This window comes from Bradyrhizobium lablabi (assembly GCF_018129385.1).
Taxonomy (GTDB): Bacteria; Pseudomonadota; Alphaproteobacteria; order Rhizobiales; family Xanthobacteraceae; genus Bradyrhizobium; species Bradyrhizobium lablabi_C.
The window spans coordinates 194576-213762 of sequence record NZ_JAFCLN010000010.1; the positions used below are offsets into that span (position 1 = coordinate 194576).

Consider the following 19187-nt stretch of genomic DNA (forward strand, 5'->3'; position numbering starts at 1 on the left):
GGCCAAGCTACCTTATTTTGGGATCATGAGCTAAGCGGCGTGGCTATCCTGCCTTGCCAAAAAGCACGGGCAGCGCCCGCGGGCCGCGCACGGTGCCTTCCGACCATGAAACCTTGCCGGCGGGATCGAGCCGGAATTCCGGAATCCGCTTCAGCCATTCCTCGATCGCTGCTTGCATTTCCATCCGCGCCAGGTTGGAGCCGACGCAGCGATGGATGCCGAGGCCGAAGGCGGCGTGGCGGTTCTCCTTGCGATCGATCATCACCTTGTCGGCGTCCGGGAACATCGCGGGGTCGCGGTTGGCGGCAGGGAAGGAGAGCAGCACCATGTTGTTCGGCTTGACCGGGCAGCCGCTGATAGTGGTTTCCTTCATCACCTCGCGCGCCATCGTCACCGGCGAATAGGCGCGCAGGAATTCCTCGATCGCAGTCGGGATCAACTCCGGCTCGCGGACCAGGCGCTCGCGGTCGGCGGGCGTCTTCGCCAGATGCCAGAGCGAGGAGCCGATTGCGCTCCAGGTGGTGTCGATGCCGGCGATCAGCAGCAGGCGGAGCGAACCGAGCACATGCACGTCGCCGATCGGCTGGCCGTCCGGTCCCTTCGCGTTCATCAGTGTCGTGATCAGATCGTCGGTCGGGTTCTTCCTGCGGGCCTCGAGATGGGCCGCGAAGTAACCGGTCATCTCCTGCACCGCGCGCATCAGGATCGCATCGTCCTTGATGCCGAGCTCGAGGATCTCGTGAATCCACTTGATGAAGAGATCACCGTCCTTTTCGGGGATGCCGAGCATATGCGCGATCGCGCGCACCGGGATGTGTTTTGTGTAGCGCGCCGCCGCATCGCAGTGGCCGTCGGCAATGAACTCGTCGATCAGCTCGTTGCAGATCGCACGCACCCGCGGCTCCAGCTTCTTCATCGCATCGGGCGTGAACGGCGGCAGCAGCAATTGCTTTGCGGGCTTGTGCTCCGGCGGATCGGAGGTGATCGGCGGCGCTTTCGCCGTGATCTCCGGCCGCACGTCGCGCACGATCACGCGCCGCGAGGAGAAATGCTCGGTGTCGTAGGCGATCTCCTTCACCGCCTGATAGGTGGTCGGCATGTAGCAGCCGAGGAAGCGCGCAGTGTGCACCACGGGGCTCGCCGCCCGCAGCTCTTCCCAGATCGGAAACGGATTTTCGGTCCAGCGCGGATCGGTGTGGTCGAAATCGTTCACCCAGTCGTTCACCGGCGGATGTTCGGGCATGATACTGGTGGAATCGGACATCTCGGCAAGTTCCTCTTGTTCGGTTGCGGCGGCGGGAGCTTGATTTTCCGAAAATTATTCCTCGGTCACTTCGATCGCGAATTCCGGGCAGTTGGTCTGGGCCAGCCACGCCTTGTCCTCGAAGCCGGCGGGCACCGTGCCGTCGCCGACTTCGTGGGCATTGCCGTATTCGTCGAGATCAAACAGTTCGGGGGCAAGCGACTTGCAGCGGGCGTGGCCCTGGCACTTGTCCTGGTCGACGTGAATTTTGAGTTTTCCGGACATGAGCGTTCCCCTTTGATCGCGCGCAGTCTGGCCCGCGTGTGTGGCGTTTTTTGAGTTTGTTGTTTTTCTAAAGCAGGGCCCGTTGGCCGCGCCGTCAAATTATACCATATTACATTCCGGCAGCAATTGTGCTGTCAAGTCAAAAGTCCTAGATATTGCTCCGATGCCGCCACGTTTGGTTCGCAAGCCGCCTGACACCTATCACCACGGGGATCTCCGCGATGCCCTGGTGCAGGCGGCGTTGCAGGACGCGGAACAGGGCGGTCCGGAAGCGATCAGCCTCAAGGCGCTGGCGAAAAAGCTCGGTGTCTCGCAGCCGGCGCCGTACCGGCACTTTGCCGACCGCGAGGCGCTGCTGGAAGCGGTCACGGCGGAAGCATTCCGGCAGTTCAATGCGCTGATGCGCGAGTCGATCGGAAGCCCGTCGAAGCAGTCAAAACTCTCGCGCTTTGCGCAGGCGACGCTCGCCTTCGGCCTTCGCCGCAACGGCATCTACCGCCTGATGTTCGCCTCGCGCACCATGGCCTGCGCCGCCAAGGGCAGCGAGCTTCACAACGCCGCGATGGAAAGCCTGGCGCTGCTGGTGGAAGCGCTGGAGGCTCCCGCCGTCGGCGTGCTGCGCGAGCGACAGGCCCTGAAGATCTGGGCCTCGCTGCATGGCGTGGTGATGCTGGCCGAGCAGGGCCTGCTCACGGGGCAAGTGGCGCAGACCAGCGTGGAAGAGCTGGTCGAGGACATCGTGCGCGAGTCGAAACTCGCGCTGTCAGTCGCGATCAAGGAAGCCGGCGGGTAGCGCTTAAGGGAGACCGGCGGCGATCTTTCTTACCTCGCCCCGCGTGCGGCAGGGCTATCGCATATGGCCCATTGAGCGTGTGAGCGAGCCCGGCCTTCATGGTTCGAGACGCGCCGCAGGCGGCGCTCCTCACCATGAGGGTTCTAGGATTTTGCCACGAAACAAGACCTCATCCTGAGGAGCCCGCCAAAGGCGGGCGTCTCGAAGGATGGCCACAACGAAGTCGCCTCATCGAGTCCTCGCTCATATGCGATAGCCCTGCCGCGTGCGGGGAGAGGTCGGATCACATCGCAAGATGTGATCCGGGTGAGGGGGACTCTCCGCGAGTCCATCTCTCACCGTGATTGTGGAAGCAGCCCCTCACCCCAACCCTCTAAGAGCGAGCTTCGCTCGTCTCGACCCCGCAAGAGCGGGGCGAGGCAGAAGAAAGAGCCCGCTACTTCGGCGCCCTGGGATCGATCGGCGTCGTGCCGCGCACGCCCAAAACATCCTCCAGCATCTTCGCCCCCGCCAGCAATTGCGCCTCGCCACGCGGCGCCGCCACCATCTGCAATCCCACCGGCAATCCCGAGGCGGTAAACCCGCACGGCAGCGACAGCGCGGGACAGCAGGCCAGCGTGATCGCGTAGACGATGGCCAGCCACTCGACATAATTGTCGAACTTCTTGCCGGCGCATTCGGCAACGTAGCGGTTCTCGATCGGGAACGGCGGCACGATGGTCGCGGGCGCCAGCAGCAAATCGTAGCTGCGGAAGAATTCGACCGTGCGCGCAGTCATCTCCACGCGCTGTGCTTCCGCGCGCGCAATCTGCTCCACGGTCAGCTTCAGCCCTTCCTCGATATTCCAGATCACCTCCGGCTTGAGCAGGTCGCGCCTGGTGCGCAGCAGCTTCTCCTTGGTCATCGCGAAATCGAACGCGCGAAGCACCTGAAAGCACTCATGCGCCTCGCGCAAATCGGGATGCGCTTCCTCGACGATGACACCGAGCTCCGCGAAGCGTTGCGCGGCCTTGCGCGTGACCGCGGCGACTTCAGGATCGACCGGCGTGATGCCGAGATCGGGGGAATAGGCAATGCGCTTCGGCTTCCTGCCGGAGCGCGCGGCCGACAGGAACGTGGTGGACGGCGCCGGCAGCGACAGCGGGTCGGCCGGGTACTCGCCGCTCATGGCATCGAGCAGCAGGGCAAGATCCTCGACATTGCGCGCCATCGGACCGTGCACGGTGAGATTGCGATCGATCGTCGCCGACAGCGTATGCGCGACGCGGCCGATGCTCGGCCGCAAGCCGACGATGCCGCAAAAGCTGGCGGGATTGCGCAAGGAGCCGCCCATGTCGGTGCCGTGGGCGAGCCACGCCATGCCGGTGGCGAGCGCCACGGCAGCACCTCCGGAGGAGCCGGCGGCGGATCGCGAAATGTCCCATGGATTGAGCGTCGCGCCGAACACCTCGTTGAAGGTGTTGGCGCCCGCGCCGAACTCCGGCGTATTCGATTTGGCGTAGACCACGCCGCCATTGCCTTCGAGATGCTCGACGAAGATGTCGGACCACTCCGAAATGGCGTCCTTGAAGATGGGCGAGCCCTGCGTGTTCAGCACGCCCTTGACGTTGAACAGGTCCTTGATCGGCAGCGGCATCCCCGCCAGCAGCCCGCGCTGTCCGGCCGGCTTCTTCATCAGCTCGGTCGCATGCCTGCGCGCGCGATCGAAGCACAGCGTCGGCAGCGCATTGACCTTGCCGTCGACCTCGGCGATGCGCTTTTCCAGCACGTCGAGCAGATCGAGCGGCGTTACTTCGCCCTTATTGAGCTTGCCGACGATTGCGCTCGCCGTTTCGCGTATCAATTCCTGTCCAGCCACTTCAGTTTCCCCCCATACCGTTTCTTCTTGGGCCAACTAGTCCTCTAGAACATTTTCCGGCAAAGTGGAAACCGTGTTCGAAATACGCCCCGGGAGCCCTTCAATGACGACGCTGTTCTCTGCGACCGACTGGCGGAAGATGAACCGGGAGGAACTTGACCTCGGCCTCAACAATACCGTCGCGGTCGCCGGCAGCGTAGAGATGGTTGCGGGCTGGGAAAAACGCTCCGGCGAGATGCGCAAGGCGAGGCCCGCGCATCTCGATCTTCGCTATGGCCTGCGCGAGCGCAACCGCATCGATTTCTTCAAGGCGGCCGAAAAGGCGCCGACGCTGCTGTTCATCCATGGCGGCTACTGGCAGGCGCGGGCCAAGGAAGTGTTTTCGATCTTTGCAGAAGGGCCGATGGCGTATGGCATCAACGTCGCGCTGATCGGCTACACGCTGGCCCCCGACGCCACGCTCGACGAGATCGTCGCCGAGATTCATGCCGGCATCGATTTCCTCTCCGGGCAGTTGCCGTCGCTTGGCGCGGCGTCAAGCGGACTCGTCGTCTCTGGCTGGTCGGCCGGCGGCCATCTGACCTCGATGGCGCTGTCGAACCCGAACGTGCGGGCGGGGATGGCTATCAGTGGCATCTACGATCTCGAGCCAATCAGGCATTCCTATCTCGACGAAAAACTGAAGCTGGATGAAGCGATGTCACATCGCAACGCGCCGATGGAGATGGCAGGCGGGCCGATGAAACCGCTATCGCTGGTCGTCGGCAGCGCCGAACTTCCGCTGCTGCGCAAGCAGACCGCCGATTTCGCGGGGCACCGCGCCAGATATGGATTGCCGGTGACATATGAGGAAATTCCTGGCGCAAACCATTTTACGATCCTCCAGGAGCTGCAGTCGCCAACGGGCCGCATCACCACGCTGATCCGGCAGTTGTTCGAGCGAACTGCCGCCTGACCTCATCCTGAGGAGCGGCATCTTCGCCGCGTCTCGAAGGATGAAAGCCCGTGGCCCATCCTTCGAGACGCCGCGCAAGAGCGCGGCTCCTCAGGATGAGGTTGAGTGTGTGGTTGCGCTCGCTATCCCCACCCCGCACTGATCCCGCCGTCGACCGTGTAGATCACCCCCGACGTATACCCCGACCGGTCCGACGCCAGGAACGCCATCAGGTCGCCAATCTCGCGCGCATGCGCCGGGCGGCCGAGCGGCATGCCCTTCTGAAGCTCCCTGTAGCGGTTCTCGTCGCCAAGCTGGTTCTTCGCGCGCGTTTTCATCAGCGTGACGTGACGGTCGGTGCCGACCGGGCCCGGATTGATGCCGACCACGCGGATATTGTCGGCAAGGCTCTTGCCGCCCAGCGCGCGGGTAAAGGCCATCAGCGCCGCATTGCCGGCGCTGCCGCAGATGTAGTTGGCATCGAATCTTTCACCGGCCGCGCCGATGTCGTTGACGATGACGCCATGGCCGCGGGCCTTCATCTGCGCATAGACCGCGCGGGTGAGGTTGATGTAGCCGAACACTTTCAGCTCCCACGCATGCCGCCAGGTCGCTTCATCGATCTTGTCGATCGAGCCGCCGGGGATGTCGCCGGCATTGTTGACGAGGATGTCGATCTCGGCCGCGTCCTTCGCCAGCCGTGCGATGTCCTCCGGCTTGCGCAGGTCCGTGACGTGGGCGGTCGCATCGATCTGGTGGGTGGAGCGCAGCCGTTCGGTCAGCACTTTCAGCGCATCGCCGCTGCGGGCAGCCAGCATCAGATGGCAGCCTTCCTCGGCAAAGGCTTCGGCGGCGGCAGCGCCAATGCCTTTGGACGCGCCGGTGATGAGGACGCGCTTGCCGCGCAGATGCAGGTCCATGGGATGTTCTCTCTTGCTGGAAATTTTGGGCGGGGAAGGGGCGGCGAGTTTCTTTTGGTAGTCCGCCGCCGTCAACATTGCACTGCAACGTTGCGTCGGGCCGCGGTTTGGTCCATTGCAATGCCAACCAACAAGCTGCCTCAAGGAATATCTCGATGAGCACCAAGAAAGAGTACCGGATCGCAGTGATCCCCGGCGATGGCATCGGCAAGGAAGTGATGCCGGAGGGGCTGCGCGTCATCGAGGCGGCCGCGAAGAAGCACGGCGTGTCCGTAAAATTCGATCATTTCGACTTCGCTTCCTATGACTATTACGAGAAGCACGGCGAGATGATGCCGGAGGACTGGAAGAACCAGATCGGCAAGCATGACGCGATCTATTTCGGCGCGGTCGGCTGGCCGGCGAAAATTCCGGATCACATTTCCTTGTGGGGCTCGCTGATCAAATTCCGCCGCGAGTTCGACCAGTATGTCAATTTGCGCCCCGTGCGGCTGATGCCGGGCGTGCCGTCGCCGCTTGCCAACCGCAAGCCGGGTGACATCGATTTCTGGGTGGTGCGCGAGAACACCGAAGGCGAATATTCCTCCGTCGGCGGCCGCATGTTCCCCGACACCGACCGCGAATTCGTCACGCAGCAGACCGTGATGACCCGCACCGGCGTCGACCGCATCCTGAAATTCGCCTTCGAGCTGGCGCAGTCGCGCCCGAAGAAGCACCTGACCTCGGCCACGAAGTCGAACGGCATCTCCATCACCATGCCCTATTGGGACGAGCGCGTGGAGGCGATGGCGAAGAATTTTCCCAAGGTGAAGTGGGACAAGTACCACATCGACATTCTCACCGCGAATTTCGTGCTGCATCCGGACTGGTTCGACGTCGTGGTCGGCTCCAACCTGTTCGGCGACATCCTCTCGGACCTCGGCCCGGCCTGCACCGGCACCATCGGCATCGCCCCGTCAGGCAACATCAACCCCGAGCGCAATTTCCCCTCCGTGTTCGAGCCGGTGCACGGCTCGGCGCCCGACATCGCCGGGCAGGGGATTGCGAACCCGATCGGCATGATCTGGTCGGGCGCAATGATGTTCGAGCATTTAGGGGAGAAGCAGGCCGCAGAATCGATCGTCGCCGCCATCGAGCGCACCCTCGGCGAACGCACGCTGCGCACGCGCGATCTCGGCGGCAATGCCGATACCACGGCATGCGGCAAAGCCGTGGCCGAGATGGTGGACTAAAACTCCATCGTCGTCCCGGCGAAAGCCGGGACCCATACGCTGCGGCTCTTCGGTTAGAAGCAGGTATCGGCCGGCCTTGCTTCACCACACTCGCTTGTGGTTATGGGTCCCTGCGTTCGCAGGGACGACAAGACTACCCGCCCTTCGCGATCCTTCGGCAGTGATCCCACGCCGCGCTCATCAGATTCACGCTCGCTTCCGGCGTGCGGAAGGCCGAGTGCGCCGACAACGTCACGTTCGGCAGGCTTGTCAGCGGATGATCCTTCGGCAGCGGCTCGATGTTGAAGACGTCGAGGCCCGCGTGGCGGATGTGGCCGGTCTCCAGCGCCTCGATCATCGCTTCCTCGTCGACGATGGCGCCGCGCGCGGTGTTAACGAAGATCACGCCCGGCTTCATCGCCTCGATGCAGCCGCGCGAGACGAAGCCGCGGGTCTCGTCGTTCAGCAGCAGATGCAGCGAGATCACGTCGCTCTCGGCGAGCAGATCGTCGAGCTCGAGGAACTCAACGCCGGTCACCTTCTTCTTCGGCGTCCGGTTCCAGGCGGTAACGCGCATGCCGCTGCCGCGCGCGATCCGCGCCACTTCCGCCGCGATCCCGCCATAGCCGATCAGGCCGAGCGTCTTGCCGGTGAGCTGCACGGCATCGTCCCGCAGCCAGTTGCCGGCGCGGATGCCGCGGTCCATCTTGGCAAGGCCCCGCGCGCCTTCCCACATCAGGGCGATTGCGCATTCCGCCACCGCGGTGTCGCCATAGCCCTTGATCAGGTGAACGTGGATGCCGGTTTCGGCGAGTTCTTCCGGGTTCATGTAGCTGCGTGCGCCGGTGCCGAGAAACACGACGTGCTTCAGTGCGCCGCACTTTTTCGCAATCGGGGTCGGCAGCGCGGTGTGATCGACGATGGCGATTTCCGCATCGCCCAGAATCTCCGGATATTGCTCCGGCGTGATATCGGGGTCGCGGTGGATGCGCACCTCGGGATCGCCGGGCTTTTGCAGCTTCTCGAAGATGTCAGCGAGCGATTCATTTGCATCGACAAAAACACCCTGCACGGAACTCTCCACTCTTCGCGTTTATCAAGAAGCGACGCCGGCCAGCGCCAGCACGGTATGCATCAGCACGTTGGCGCCTGCGGTGCAATCGGCTTGCGTGGCGTCTTCCAGCTCGTTGTGGCTGATGCCGTCCTTGCACGGCACGAACACCATCGCCGCCGGAATTTTGGTATTGAGATTGCAGGCGTCATGCCCGGCGCCCGACGTGATGCGCCGGTGCGAATAGCCGAGCATCTCTGCGGCGTTCTCCACCGCGTCCACCAGTTTCGCATTGAAATGCGTCGGAGGCTTGCGCCAGACGAGGTCAAGCTGCACGTCCACCTTGCGCCGCGCGGAAATCTCCGCAACCGCCGCACGCAGATCGCGGTCCAGCGCATCCATGATCGCACCGTCCGCGCTGCGGCAATCGACCGTGAAGGCAATCTCGCCGGGGATGACGTTGCGCGAGGGATTTGCGATCACGGCTTCCCCGATGGTGCCGACCGCTTTCGGCCCGTGCTTCCTGGCAATAGTCTCCATCGCCAGCACGATCTCCGACAGCGTTGCCAGCGCATCCCGCCGCAGCGGCATCGGCGTCGAGCCGGCATGGCTCTCGAAGCCGGTGATCTTGCCGTCGTACCACAACACGCCCTGGCCGGAATCGACCACGCCGATGGTCTTGCCCTCGGCCTCCAGGATCGGCCCCTGTTCGATGTGCAACTCGACAAAGCTGGAAAATTTTTGCGTGCCGACCGCGTCAGTGCCGCGATAGCCGATCGTATCCAGCGCCTCGGCCACCGTGACCCCATCAATATCCTTGCGCGACAAAATGTCGTCGGTGGTGAAATCGCCGACATAGGCGGCGGACGCCATCATCGCCGGCGCAAAGCGCGAGCCTTCCTCATTGGTCCAGTTGCAGATGCAGATCGGCGCATCGGTCTCGATCCCGGCATCGTTGAGGGTACGCACTACCTCCAGCGCCGCCAGCGTGCCGAGCACGCCGTCATATTTGCCGCCCGTCGGTTGCGTATCGAGATGCGAGCCAAGCCCCACCGGCAGCTTTGACATGTCGCGTCCCTTGCGCAGGCCGAACATCGAGCCGAGCGTATCGACATGCACTTCCAGCCCCGCCGCCTCGCAAGCGTTACGGAACCAATCGCGCACCTGCTTGTCCTCCGGCCCCAGGGTCAGCCGCCGCACGCCGCCCCTGGGCGTTGCGCCGAACTTTGCGGTTTCATGGATATCGCCCCAGAGCCGGGCGGAGTCGATCTGGAGGTTGGATCCGATTTTTGTCATTGAGCGACTTTCGAGGCGGGCAGGGCGTCCGATTCAATGACGCGGCGAGGGCGGCGCGTCAACAACCACGCCGCCGCGGGCCAGCGAGGCCGCAATCTCGGCGACGCGTTCCACCGCAACCGTATCGGGCGACGTCAGCCAGCTCGCCGCAAAGGTCAGCTTGGGGATTTGCAGGTCGGTCGAGAGCAATTGCAGTCGCCCGTCCGCGATCTCGTTCTCCACGATCGCGGTCGGGATCACGGCAATGCCAAGCCCCTCGATCGCCATGTGAATGACGGTCGCGAGCGAAGCGGAGGCGTGCAGCCGCATCGGCGGCAGGTCCGGCCGGTTGAACAGCGACCGCACCATCTCATAAGGCGGCGTCCGGCGCGGGAAGGTGATGATCGGATGCTTGGCCAGTTCCTGCACTGTGAGCCGTTCCTTGCCGAGCCCGAGCGAGGGCGCGGCCAGAAATCCCACCGAATAGTCGCACAACACGCGGTTGCTGATGCCGGTCGCGGTCAGCGGCCCCAGCAAAAAGGCCAGCTCGATCTCCTGCGCCAGCAGGCGCGTGCGCAAATTCGAGGTGATGTCGACCTCGATCTCCAGCGTCAGATTCGGATAGGCGCGATTGACGCTCTTGATCAACTGCGTCAGCCAGGTGTGCACGATGGTCTCGGCGACCCCGAGCCGCAGCACGCCGCGCATCGCCGATTGATCACCGACCGCCGCCAGCATTTCCGAACGCAGCCCGATCAGTTTCTCGGCATAGGCCATCATCTGCCGACCGTTCGGCGTCGGCAGCACCATGCGGCGATCGCGCTGGAGCAGCTTGACGCCGATCTCCTGCTCGAGCTGCGCGATTCGCTGCGAGATCGCCGGCTGCGTGGTGTTGAGTTTTTGGGCCGCGCCGCGGAAGCTGCCGAGCGTCACCACCCACATGAAGGTCTCGATTGCCTTGAAATCCGCCATGCCCTTCCGGCCCGCATCTTGATAAGTCTGATTTATCGTTCTCGATCAAAAACTACGATTAGACATTATGTTAGCCCTGTGTCCCACTTGCTGTCGAGCAAGTCTTGGGCGGGATCGACGATGATCAGCGTTGCGCGAACAGAACAGCTTATCGATCCCGCGGCCGAGATGCCGCCCAGCGTCGCGGCCCGCCACGCCTGCCGCAACGGCCTGGATGCCACCACCGCCGGCCTCGCCAACGGCTACGTCCAGGGCAATCTCGCCATCCTGCCGGAAAAGTTCGCGACCGCCTTCCACCGCTTCTGCCAGCTCAATCCAAAGCCGTGCCCGATCATCGGCATGTCCGAGGTCGGCGATCCCCGTATCCCTGCGCTTGGCATCGACCTCGACATCCGCACCGACGTGCCGCGCTACCGCGTCTGGCGCGACGGCGAGGTGATCGACGAGCCGACCGACGTCCTCGCGCACTGGCGCGACGATCTCGTCACCTTCGTGATCGGCTGTTCCTATTCCTTCGAGGAGGCGCTGCTCGAGGACGGCCTGCCTATCCGCCATGTCGAGCGTAATTTGCGCGTGCCGATGTTCCGCACCAATATCGCCTGCAACGCCGCAGGTCCCTTCGCCGGTCCGCTGGTCGTCTCGATGCGTCCCTTCAAGCCGGCCGATGCGATCCGCGCCGTGCAGGTCACCTCGCGTTTTCCATCCGTGCACGGCGCGCCGGTTCACCTCGGCCATCCGCATGCGATCGGGATTACCGACATCAACAAGCCCGATTACGGCGATGCCGTGCCCGTCGAGGCGGACGAGATCCCGGTGTTCTGGGCGTGCGGCGTCACTCCGCAGGCGGTGATCGCGGCCGCAAAGGTTCCATTCGCCATCACGCATGCGCCTGGCCAGATGCTGGTGACCGATCTCAAGAACAAGCAACTTGCCGTGCTCTGAGAGGCAGCCTATGCCGCTTCTTGAGGCTTTACCCATCGCCTTGCGCGTTTCATCGCTAGCTTTCGTCTAACAGGGGAATTGCAATGAAGATCACTCGCCGCGACGTCCTGCTTGGTGCCACCGCGACCGCCGCGCTCGCTCCGCTCGGAGCCCGCGCGCAAACTTCGGAAGTGGTGATCGGCGTGATCTATCCGCTGTCGGGCGCCAGCGCGCAGATCGGCGTCGATGCGCAGAAGGCGTTCGAGACCGCGGCCGACCTGATCAACAAGAACTACGATTTCGAATTGCCGCTCGCGAAAGGCGAAGGCATTCCCGGCCTCGGCGGCGCCAAGGTGCGTCTCGTCTTCGCCGACCACCAGGCCGATCCGCAGAAGGGCCGCGCCGAAGCCGAGCGCCTGATCACGCAGGAAAAGGTCTGCGCCGTCATCGGCACCTATCAGAGCGCGGTTGCGGTCACTGTCAGCCAGATCTGCGAGCGGTATGGCGTGCCGTTCCTGTCCGCCGACAATTCCTCGCCGAGCCTGCATCGCCGCGGTCTCAAATTTTACTTCCGCGCCGCGCCGCATGACGAGATGTTCTCGCAGGCGATGTTCGACTTCTTCGACGCCATGAAGAAGAAGGGCACCAAGATCGACACGCTGGCGCTGTTCCATGAAGACACCATCTTCGGCACCGACTCCGGCAATGCCCAGCTCAAGCTGGCGAACGAGCGCGGCTACAAGATCGCGACCGACATCAAGTACCGCGCCAACTCGCCCTCGCTGTCGGCCGAAGTGCAGCAGCTCAAGGCGGCGAACGCCGACGTGCTGATGCCCTCGAGCTACACCACCGACGGCATCCTCCTGGTCAAGACCATGGCCGAACTCGGCTACAAGCCGAACGCGATCGTCGCGCAGGACGCCGGCTTCTCCGAAAAGGCGCTGTACGACGCCGTCGGCGACAAGCTGGAAGGCGTGATCTCGCGCGGCAGTTTTTCGCTCGACCTCGCCGAGAAGCGCCCGATGGTCGGCAAGATCAACGACATGTTCAAGGCCAGGTCCGGCAAGGATTTCAACGACTATTCCTCGCGCCAGTTCATGGGCCTGATCGTGATGGCGGAAGCCATCAATCGCGCCAAGTCCACCGATGGCGAAAAGATCCGCGAGGCGCTGGTGGCGACCGACTTGCCGGGCGAGCAGACCATCATGCCCTGGAAGCGCGTCAAGTTCGACAGCATGGGCCAGAACAACGATGCCGATCCGGTGCTGCTGCAATATATCGGCGGCAAGTTCGTTACCATCTTCCCGCCGCAGGCCGCCGTCGCGCAAGCCGTCTGGCCGATGAAGTAAGATGCGAAGCGTTCCTCGCCCTGCACACTCGGTCCTCATCCTGAGGAGCGGCGTCTTCGCCGCGTCTCGAAGGATGGCCGCGAGTCCTCCCTTGAAGCCATCCTTCGAGACGCTTGCGTTGCAAGCTCCTCAGGATGAGGTTCGTCATGCGGAGCCCCGCCCATGACAGCCGAAACCATCATCCAGAGTCTCGCCAGCGGCCTCCTCATGGGCCTGCTCTACGGGCTGATCGCCGTGGGCCTCGCGCTCATCTTCGGCCTGATGGACGTCGTGAACTTCGCCCATGGCGAGTTCCTGATGATCGCGATGTACATCACCTTCTTCCTGTTCGCGTTCTTCGCCCTCGATCCCCTGCTGTCGATGCCGCTGGTGGCGGCGGCGTTATTCGTGTTCGGAGCAGTGGTGTATCTGTTGATTGTCCGCTTCGCCGTGCGCGCCAAAGCCAACGCCGGCATGGTGCAGATCTTCTCCACCTTCGGCCTGGCCATCGTGATGCGGGGCCTCGCGCAGTATTTCTTCACGCCGGACTACCGCAGCGTCAATCACTCCTGGCTCGGCGGCAAGACCGTCTCGATCGGCGGCATCTTCCTGCCGCAGCCGCAACTCTTCGGCGCGCTGGTGGCGATCCTGGCGTTTGTCGGGCTCTACTTCTTCATCAACCGCACCGATTTCGGCCGCGCGCTGGAAGCCACCCGCGAAGACGCCGGCGCGGTCGCATTGGTCGGCATCGACAAGAACCGCGTGTTCGCGCTCGGCTGGGGTCTCGGCGCTGCGCTGGTCGGCCTGTCAGGCGCAATCATGGCGACGTTCTTCTACATCTACCCTGATGTCGGCGCGTCCTTTGCGCTGATCGCCTACATCACCGTGGCGCTCGGCGGCTTCGGCAGCGTGTTCGGCGCCTTTGCCGGCGGCATCATCGTCGGCCTCGTCGAGGCGGCCACGGCGCTGATGCTGCCGCCCGCGCTGAAATCGGTCGGTATCTACGCCGTCTATCTGCTCGTGGTCTTCGTGCGGCCGCGCGGCCTGTTCGGATCGATGTGATGGACAGCTTTCATCAACGCCGTCGCCGCGACCTCTTCGTCGCCTTCATCTTCGCAGGCCTCGCCGCGCTGGCGCCGCTGTTCGTCAAGGACGTCTACGTCCAGAACATCATGGTGCTCACCCTGATGTATGCCGCGCTGTCGCAGAGCTGGAACATCCTCTCAGGCTATTGCGGCCAGATATCGCTCGGCCATGCGCTGTATTTCGGTATCGGCGCCTACACGACCGCTTTGTTATTCACTAAGTTCGGCGTGCTACCATGGTTCGGCATGCTCGCCGGCGGCGTCATCTCGGCGCTGATTGCGATGGGTCTCGGCTATCCCTGCTTCCGCCTGCGCGGGCACTATTTCGTCATCGCTACCATCGTGATTGCCGAGATCGGCTTGCTGCTGTTCCACAACTGGACCTGGGCCGGCGCCGCGCTCGGCATCGACATCCCGATCCGCGGCGACAATTGGCTGACCTTCCAGTTCACCCGCAGCAAGCTGCCGTACTTCTACTTCGCGCTGGCGCTCGCCTGCGTCGCCTGGTTCGTCACCTGGTGGCTGGAAGATTCCAAATGGGGATTCTGGTGGCGCGCGGTGAAGGATAATCCGGACGCCGCCGAAAGCCTCGGCGTCGTCGTGTTCAATTCCAAGATGGGCGCAGCCGCGGTCTCCGCCTTTCTGGTCGCGATCGGCGGCAGTTTCTATGCCCAGTTCGTCTCCTATATCGACCCCGAAAGCGTGATGGGCTTTCAGTTCTCGCTGCTGATGGCGCTGCCCGCAGTGTTAGGGGGCATCGGCACACTCTGGGGCCCCGTGCTGGGCGCCGTCATCCTGATCCCGCTCACCGAACTGACGCGCTCCTATATCGGCGGCTCCGGCCGCGGCGTTGACCTCATCGTCTATGGCGGCCTGATCGTGCTGATCTCGCTGGCGCGCCCGCAGGGCCTCGTCGGTCTGTTCTCCTCGCGCAAGGTGCCGGCACAATGACGGCGCTCCTGGAAACCCGCGCCGTCTGGCAGCGCTTCGGCGGCCTCGTCGCCAACAGCGATGTCTCGATCAAGGTCGAGCGCGGCGAAATCGTCGGCCTGATCGGCCCCAACGGCGCCGGCAAATCCACGCTGTTCAACTTGATCGCGGGCGCGCTGCCGCCCACGCAAGGCTCGATCTGGTTCGACGGCGAGGACGTCACGAGGTTGCCGGCCGCCGAGCGCTGCGAGCGCGGCATCGGCCGCACCTTCCAGGTGGTGAAAAGTTTCGAGACCATGACCGTGATCGACAACGTCATCGTCGGCGCGCTGGTCCGCAACACCGTGATGAAGGTGGCACGGCGGAAGGCCCACGAGGTGCTGGAGTTCTGCGGCCTCGGCGCGCGCGCCGACGTGCTCGCCAGCGATCTCATCCCGTCGGAAAAGCGCCGCCTCGAAGTCGCCCGCGCGCTCGCCACCGAACCAAAACTGCTGCTGCTCGATGAATGCCTCACGGGTCTCACGCCGATCGAAGCCCAGAAGGGCGTCGAACTCGTGCGCAAGGTGCGCGACACCGGCGTCACCATCCTGATGGTCGAGCACGTCATGGAGATCGTGATGCCGCTGGTCGACCGCGCCATCGTGCTCGATCTCGGCAAGGTGCTGGTTGAGGGCAAGCCCACCGACGTCGTTCGCGATCCGAAAGTGATCACAGCCTATCTGGGGGACCGTCATGCTGTCGGTGCATGAAGTCACCACCGCCTATCAGGGGCTGGTCGCGATCTCCTCCGTCAGCATTGAGGTCGCCAAGGGCGAAATCGTCTGTGTCGCCGGCGCCAACGGCGCGGGCAAGTCCACGCTGCTGAAATCCATTGCCGGCGCCGAGCGGCCGCGCTCCGGCACGGTCACCTTCGACGGCAACCGCATCGACGGCATGGCTCAGCATCTGATCACGGCCCGCGGCATTGCCTATGTGCCGGAAAACCGCCGGCTGTTTCCACGCCTCTCGGTGCACGACAATCTTCGCCTCGGCAGCTACCTCTACCGCAGCCAGGCCGACCGCGAGGCGCCGCTCGATCTCGTCTTCAAATTGTTCCCGCGCTTGTCCGAACGCCTCGAGCAGCGCGCCGAGACACTGTCCGGCGGCGAGCAGCAGATGCTGGCGATCGGCCGCGCTTTGATGACGCGCCCGCGGCTGTTGATGCTGGATGAGCCCTCGCAGGGCATCATGCCAAAGCTGGTCGACGAGATTTTTCAGGCCGTCAAACGCATCCGCGACGCCGGCATGACCGTGCTGATCGTCGAGCAGCGCATGGCCGAATGCCTGGAAATCGCCGACCGCGCCTACATCCTGCAAACCGGCCGCGTGCTGATGCAGGGCAGGGCGGCCGAGATCGCCGTCAATCCTGACGTCCGCAAGGCGTATCTGGGATTGTGAGTGGGCTGACGTTGCCTCGTAGGATGGGTAGAGCGAAGCGAAACCCATCCTCTTCTGCGCCCTCAATTTGATGGGTTTCGCTGCGCTCTACCCATCCTACGCTTTGCCTAGTTGGAATTATTGAAGTTGTTCAAACACATCGCTCTGTCGGGCAAATCAGCAGAATCTCGTCAAGCCATCGACGCAAAAATATTTCACTTTCAAATTCTGAAAATCAGAATTATAACAGCGGCACCTCATCCCCGAGGAGGGGCGTTGGCCGTCGCCACCACACGTTGGGATGAGATGCGGTGGACGCCCTTGTTCAGCAGACGACTGAACAAGGGCGTACGGCGAAGTCGTGTGGTCCTGGCGCCGCGACGCTGGCGCTAAGCTTGCGAGAATTTTTCGCAGGCGATGGTGACAACAAGCCCGCTCACCAGGGAGAGCGCGATATAAGCCGTAAAGCCATTGCGCAGGGGATGTCGGAGTGTTCTCCGCTCACCTGTATGCTCGTGTGCATTTTTTTGTTGCGCAAGCAGCGCACACGAGACCGCGGGTGCAGCGCGCACCCGGCATTCCCTGCTCCCTCTGTTTTTGAAGAGGGACAACGAGATTGGAAAACTCGGGCACATCGTGTCGCGAGAACGCCGCCGCGTATTCACTCGTCATCGTCCGCCTTGTGCGCAATTGCGCACTGGGGCGGACGATCCAGCATTCCAGAGACGTCAGTGATTGAATCGAGAGGCCGCGGCGTACTGGTTCCCCCGCCGGAGCCTGTCATCCGGCCGGCCAAAGGCCGGACCGGGTGGCGGGGGATGACGACCGTGGGTGACGCAACAACGCTCCCTCTACTTCGCCTTCGCCTGGTACGCCGCCAAAAACATCCGTGTCGCGCTGTCGACCACGGCGCCGGCGCGCTCGGGCGACGGCGCAGGCGCGACCTGGAACACGAACGGCAGGAACAGCGAGGCCTTGCATACCTCGATGAATTGCGACGCAGCGAGCTGGCAGTCGTCGATCGCGAGATCGCCGGACTTCACATGCGCGGCAAGATAGTCGGCGAGGCGGCTGATGGTTTTTTGCAGCACATGTTCATAGAAGCGGCGGCCGACGTCGGGCATCCGCTCGGCGATCGCCATGACCGTGCGGACCGCCGAGCCGCCGCTCGGCCGGCACAGGACCTGGATATAGGCGCGTCCGAACTCGCGCAGCGTGGTCTCGACATCGCGCGCCGGATCGAAATTGAAGGCGATTTTGCCCTGCTCGAGCGACTCTTCCTCGACAATCGCCTCGAACAGGCGATTCTTGTCCGCGAAGTACACGTAGAGCGTGCCCTTGGAGACGCCGGCAGAACGCGCGATCTCGCCCATGCTGGCGCCGTCAAAGCCGAGATTCATGAATACCTTCCGTGCGCCGTCGAGGATCTGGCGGCGCTTGGAGGAATCTTCTTCGGTGGGTCTGATTGTATCGGCTGCAACCATTGGTTTATCTTCGCGAACGATTTCCAAACTAGCGAACCTGTTTGAAGGAGTTTTGGCCCCTATGTTCGGCTCACAGAAATGTATATTGACCGAACGGTTCGGTCAATGATATTCGTTAGCGTACCCGGCTCGTGGCCGAACGGCCGCGCGTGTCCGCGTGCATTGATAATGGGGAGGCCGTAATGGCCGCAGCGAGAGATCAGGCCGCCCGCGTTGTGCGTTCGGCGGATGCGGAGGGCGAGGCGCACGAGCCGGCGAAGCTGGCGGAGCAGCTTCGCACCCACGTTGCGGAAGAGACCAGGCGCCAGGCTACCGAGGCGCCGGCCCAATCGCCCGACGCCAGGCCGGCGCCTCCGGCGGCAGATAGCCCCGCGCCAAAAGGTGGCCGCAAGAAATTCGTCATGATGGGCGTGCTCGCCCTGCTCGCGCTCGCCGCCGCCAGCTACGCCACTTACTACGTTCTGGTCGGCCGCTTCTATGTCTCGACCGACGACGCCTATGTCCGCGCCAACAACACCATGCTCGGTGCGCGCGTCGCCGGCCATATCGCCGCGATCCTTCCCGGCGACAACACGGTGGTGCGCAAGGGTGACGTCGTCTACCGCATCGACGACGGCGACTATCGCATCGCGGTCGATTCTGCGCGCACCAGGATCGCGACCCAGCAGGCCACGGTGGATCGCATCGGCCGGCAGATCGTCGCGCAGGAGAGCGCGGTCGAGCAGTCGAAGGCGCAGCTCGTCTCCGCCGAAGCCGCGCTGAAACGCGCCGGGCTGGATTTCGAGCGCCAGCAGCAGCTCTCCACCAAAGGCTTTGCCTCGCGCGCCACCTTCGAAGTGTCCGAGGCCGGCCGCGATCAGGGCGTCGCCGCGGTGAAGGCGGCGCAGGCCGCCTATGACGCCGCGCGCGACAATGTCGAGGTAACGAAGGCGCAGCAGGCCGAGGCCCGCGCGCAACTCGCGGAATTGCAGACCGTGCTCGCCAAGGCCGAGCGCGATCTCGACTTCACCTTCGTGCGCGCGCCGGTCGACGGCACTTTCTCCAATCGCCTCGTCAATCTCGGCGACATGATCCAGGCCGGCCAGCGGCTCGGCAACATCGTGCCGCTCGATGAGGTCTTCATCGACGCCAATTACAAAGAGACGCAGCTCAAGCGCATTCGTCCCGGCCAGCCGGTGACGATCAAGGTCGACGCCTACGGCTTCCGCAAGTTCAAGGGCGTGGTCGACAGCCTTTCGGCGGGCGCCGGATCGGTGTTCACGCTGCTGCCGCCTGATAACGCGACCGGCAATTTCACCAAGATCGTGCAGCGCGTGCCGGTGCGCATCCGCGTGCCCAAGAGCGTGGCGAAACAGAACCTGCTGCGCGCCGGCATGTCGGTCTACACCACGGTCGACACTCGCGAAGGCGCGCATGACGCCGATGACGAGGCCGATCTCGATTCACCCGGGATGACGCACCCGAAATAATTCTGGCTTCGG

At 63.6% G+C, this 19187-nt stretch carries 18 protein-coding genes; 10 read left to right on the forward strand and 8 right to left on the reverse strand.

Features of this window, described 5'->3' with window-relative positions:
- Positions 1 to 43 precede the first annotated feature (43 nt).
- Complete coding sequence (locus tag JQ628_RS20125; protein ID WP_433996150.1) at positions 44 to 1243, reverse strand: cytochrome P450; 1200 nt, start codon at positions 1241 to 1243, stop codon at positions 44 to 46.
- Between the two features lie 75 nt (positions 1244 to 1318).
- Positions 1319 to 1528 (reverse strand): ferredoxin, encoded by a 210-nt coding sequence (locus tag JQ628_RS20130; protein WP_212224761.1) that lies wholly within the window; start codon positions 1526 to 1528, stop codon positions 1319 to 1321.
- A gap of 163 nt (positions 1529 to 1691) precedes the next feature.
- Between JQ628_RS20130 and JQ628_RS20135 the strand changes: the two genes are divergently transcribed.
- The gene (locus JQ628_RS20135; RefSeq protein WP_212224762.1) at positions 1692 to 2321 is read left to right on the forward strand and encodes a TetR/AcrR family transcriptional regulator; all 630 of its coding nucleotides are present in this window, start codon (positions 1692 to 1694) and stop codon (positions 2319 to 2321) included.
- 436 nt (positions 2322 to 2757) lie between these two features.
- On the opposite strand, the gene JQ628_RS20140 is transcribed toward JQ628_RS20135, so the two are convergent.
- Positions 2758 to 4179, reverse strand: a complete 1422-nt coding sequence (locus JQ628_RS20140; RefSeq protein ID WP_212224763.1) for an amidase — start codon at positions 4177 to 4179, stop codon at positions 2758 to 2760.
- A 103-nt stretch (positions 4180 to 4282) separates the two neighbouring features.
- On the opposite strand from JQ628_RS20140, the gene JQ628_RS20145 reads away from it, so the two are divergent.
- Entirely contained in the window at positions 4283 to 5134 is an 852-nt protein-coding gene (locus tag JQ628_RS20145; RefSeq protein WP_212224765.1) for an alpha/beta hydrolase, read from the forward strand.
- 122 nt (positions 5135 to 5256) lie between these two features.
- On the opposite strand, the gene JQ628_RS20150 is transcribed toward JQ628_RS20145, so the two are convergent.
- Entirely contained in the window at positions 5257 to 6033 is a 777-nt protein-coding gene (locus JQ628_RS20150) for an SDR family oxidoreductase (RefSeq protein ID WP_212224767.1), read from the reverse strand.
- Positions 6034 to 6188: 155 nt separating this feature from the next.
- Here JQ628_RS20150 and JQ628_RS20155 point away from each other — a divergent pair, with 155 nt between their 5' ends.
- Positions 6189 to 7265: a tartrate dehydrogenase gene (locus tag JQ628_RS20155; RefSeq protein ID WP_212224769.1), complete on the forward strand. Its 1077-nt coding sequence runs from the start codon at positions 6189 to 6191 to the stop codon at positions 7263 to 7265.
- 133 nt (positions 7266 to 7398) lie between these two features.
- Here the strand turns inward: JQ628_RS20155 and JQ628_RS20160 are convergent, their stop codons facing one another.
- Genes JQ628_RS20160 through JQ628_RS20170 form a run of 3 tightly spaced genes read right to left on the reverse strand, consistent with a single transcriptional unit; the run spans position 7399 to position 10542 of the window.
- The gene (locus JQ628_RS20160; RefSeq protein WP_212224771.1) at positions 7399 to 8316 is read right to left on the reverse strand and encodes an NAD(P)-dependent oxidoreductase; all 918 of its coding nucleotides are present in this window, start codon (positions 8314 to 8316) and stop codon (positions 7399 to 7401) included.
- A gap of 24 nt (positions 8317 to 8340) precedes the next feature.
- Positions 8341 to 9591 (reverse strand): Zn-dependent hydrolase, encoded by a 1251-nt coding sequence (locus tag JQ628_RS20165; protein ID WP_212224773.1) that lies wholly within the window; start codon positions 9589 to 9591, stop codon positions 8341 to 8343.
- 33 nt (positions 9592 to 9624) lie between these two features.
- Entirely contained in the window at positions 9625 to 10542 is a 918-nt protein-coding gene (locus tag JQ628_RS20170) for a LysR family transcriptional regulator (protein ID WP_212224775.1), read from the reverse strand.
- 120 nt (positions 10543 to 10662) lie between these two features.
- On the opposite strand from JQ628_RS20170, the gene JQ628_RS20175 reads away from it, so the two are divergent.
- From JQ628_RS20175 to JQ628_RS20200, 6 genes are all read left to right on the forward strand, one after another.
- Positions 10663 to 11484, forward strand: a complete 822-nt coding sequence (locus JQ628_RS20175; RefSeq protein ID WP_433996147.1) for a putative hydro-lyase — start codon at positions 10663 to 10665, stop codon at positions 11482 to 11484.
- Positions 11485 to 11567: 83 nt separating this feature from the next.
- Positions 11568 to 12812, forward strand: a complete 1245-nt coding sequence (locus tag JQ628_RS20180; protein WP_212224777.1) for an ABC transporter substrate-binding protein — start codon at positions 11568 to 11570, stop codon at positions 12810 to 12812.
- A 162-nt stretch (positions 12813 to 12974) separates the two neighbouring features.
- On the forward strand, positions 12975 to 13853 hold the full coding sequence (locus JQ628_RS20185) for a branched-chain amino acid ABC transporter permease (RefSeq protein WP_212224779.1): 879 nt from the start codon (positions 12975 to 12977) through the stop codon (positions 13851 to 13853).
- Positions 13853 to 14827: a branched-chain amino acid ABC transporter permease gene (locus JQ628_RS20190; protein ID WP_212224781.1), complete on the forward strand. Its 975-nt coding sequence runs from the start codon at positions 13853 to 13855 to the stop codon at positions 14825 to 14827. The genes JQ628_RS20185 and JQ628_RS20190 overlap by 1 nt, the downstream gene beginning before the upstream one ends.
- The gene (locus JQ628_RS20195) at positions 14824 to 15555 is read left to right on the forward strand and encodes an ABC transporter ATP-binding protein (RefSeq protein WP_212224783.1); all 732 of its coding nucleotides are present in this window, start codon (positions 14824 to 14826) and stop codon (positions 15553 to 15555) included. Before JQ628_RS20190 ends, JQ628_RS20195 begins: the two co-directional genes overlap by 4 nt.
- Positions 15539 to 16243, forward strand: a complete 705-nt coding sequence (locus JQ628_RS20200; protein WP_212224785.1) for an ABC transporter ATP-binding protein — start codon at positions 15539 to 15541, stop codon at positions 16241 to 16243. Before JQ628_RS20195 ends, JQ628_RS20200 begins: the two co-directional genes overlap by 17 nt.
- A gap of 830 nt (positions 16244 to 17073) precedes the next feature.
- Here the strand turns inward: JQ628_RS20200 and JQ628_RS20205 are convergent.
- Entirely contained in the window at positions 17074 to 17706 is a 633-nt protein-coding gene (locus tag JQ628_RS20205) for a TetR/AcrR family transcriptional regulator (protein WP_212224787.1), read from the reverse strand.
- Between the two features lie 182 nt (positions 17707 to 17888).
- On the opposite strand from JQ628_RS20205, the gene JQ628_RS20210 reads away from it, so the two are divergent.
- Positions 17889 to 19175, forward strand: coding sequence for an HlyD family secretion protein (locus JQ628_RS20210; RefSeq protein WP_212224788.1), 1287 nt, complete (start codon positions 17889 to 17891; stop codon positions 19173 to 19175).
- The last annotated feature ends 12 nt before the right edge of the window (positions 19176 to 19187 follow it).

Bases quoted from the DNA above. Each gene is read 5' to 3' on its own strand.
- JQ628_RS20180 (WP_212224777.1), top strand. From the start codon at position 11,568: ATGAAGATCACTCGCCGCGACGTCCTGCTTGGTGCCACCGCGACCGCC.
- JQ628_RS20185 (WP_212224779.1), top strand. From the start codon at position 12,975: ATGACAGCCGAAACCATCATCCAGAGTCTCGCCAGCGGCCTCCTCATG.
- JQ628_RS20170 (WP_212224775.1), bottom strand. From the start codon at position 10,542: ATGGCGGATTTCAAGGCAATCGAGACCTTCATGTGGGTGGTGACGCTC.
- JQ628_RS20195 (WP_212224783.1), top strand. From the start codon at position 14,824: ATGACGGCGCTCCTGGAAACCCGCGCCGTCTGGCAGCGCTTCGGCGGC.
- JQ628_RS20210 (WP_212224788.1), top strand. From the start codon at position 17,889: ATGGCCGCAGCGAGAGATCAGGCCGCCCGCGTTGTGCGTTCGGCGGAT.
- JQ628_RS20130 (WP_212224761.1), bottom strand. From the start codon at position 1,528: ATGTCCGGAAAACTCAAAATTCACGTCGACCAGGACAAGTGCCAGGGC.
- JQ628_RS20150 (WP_212224767.1), bottom strand. From the start codon at position 6,033: ATGGACCTGCATCTGCGCGGCAAGCGCGTCCTCATCACCGGCGCGTCC.
- JQ628_RS20145 (WP_212224765.1), top strand. From the start codon at position 4,283: ATGACGACGCTGTTCTCTGCGACCGACTGGCGGAAGATGAACCGGGAG.
- JQ628_RS20175 (WP_433996147.1), top strand. From the start codon at position 10,663: ATGATCAGCGTTGCGCGAACAGAACAGCTTATCGATCCCGCGGCCGAG.
- JQ628_RS20155 (WP_212224769.1), top strand. From the start codon at position 6,189: ATGAGCACCAAGAAAGAGTACCGGATCGCAGTGATCCCCGGCGATGGC.
- JQ628_RS20190 (WP_212224781.1), top strand. From the start codon at position 13,853: ATGGACAGCTTTCATCAACGCCGTCGCCGCGACCTCTTCGTCGCCTTC.
- JQ628_RS20125 (WP_433996150.1), bottom strand. From the start codon at position 1,243: ATGCCCGAACATCCGCCGGTGAACGACTGGGTGAACGATTTCGACCAC.
- JQ628_RS20135 (WP_212224762.1), top strand. From the start codon at position 1,692: ATGCCGCCACGTTTGGTTCGCAAGCCGCCTGACACCTATCACCACGGG.
- JQ628_RS20165 (WP_212224773.1), bottom strand. From the start codon at position 9,591: ATGACAAAAATCGGATCCAACCTCCAGATCGACTCCGCCCGGCTCTGG.
- JQ628_RS20200 (WP_212224785.1), top strand. From the start codon at position 15,539: ATGCTGTCGGTGCATGAAGTCACCACCGCCTATCAGGGGCTGGTCGCG.
- JQ628_RS20205 (WP_212224787.1), bottom strand. From the start codon at position 17,706: ATGGTTGCAGCCGATACAATCAGACCCACCGAAGAAGATTCCTCCAAG.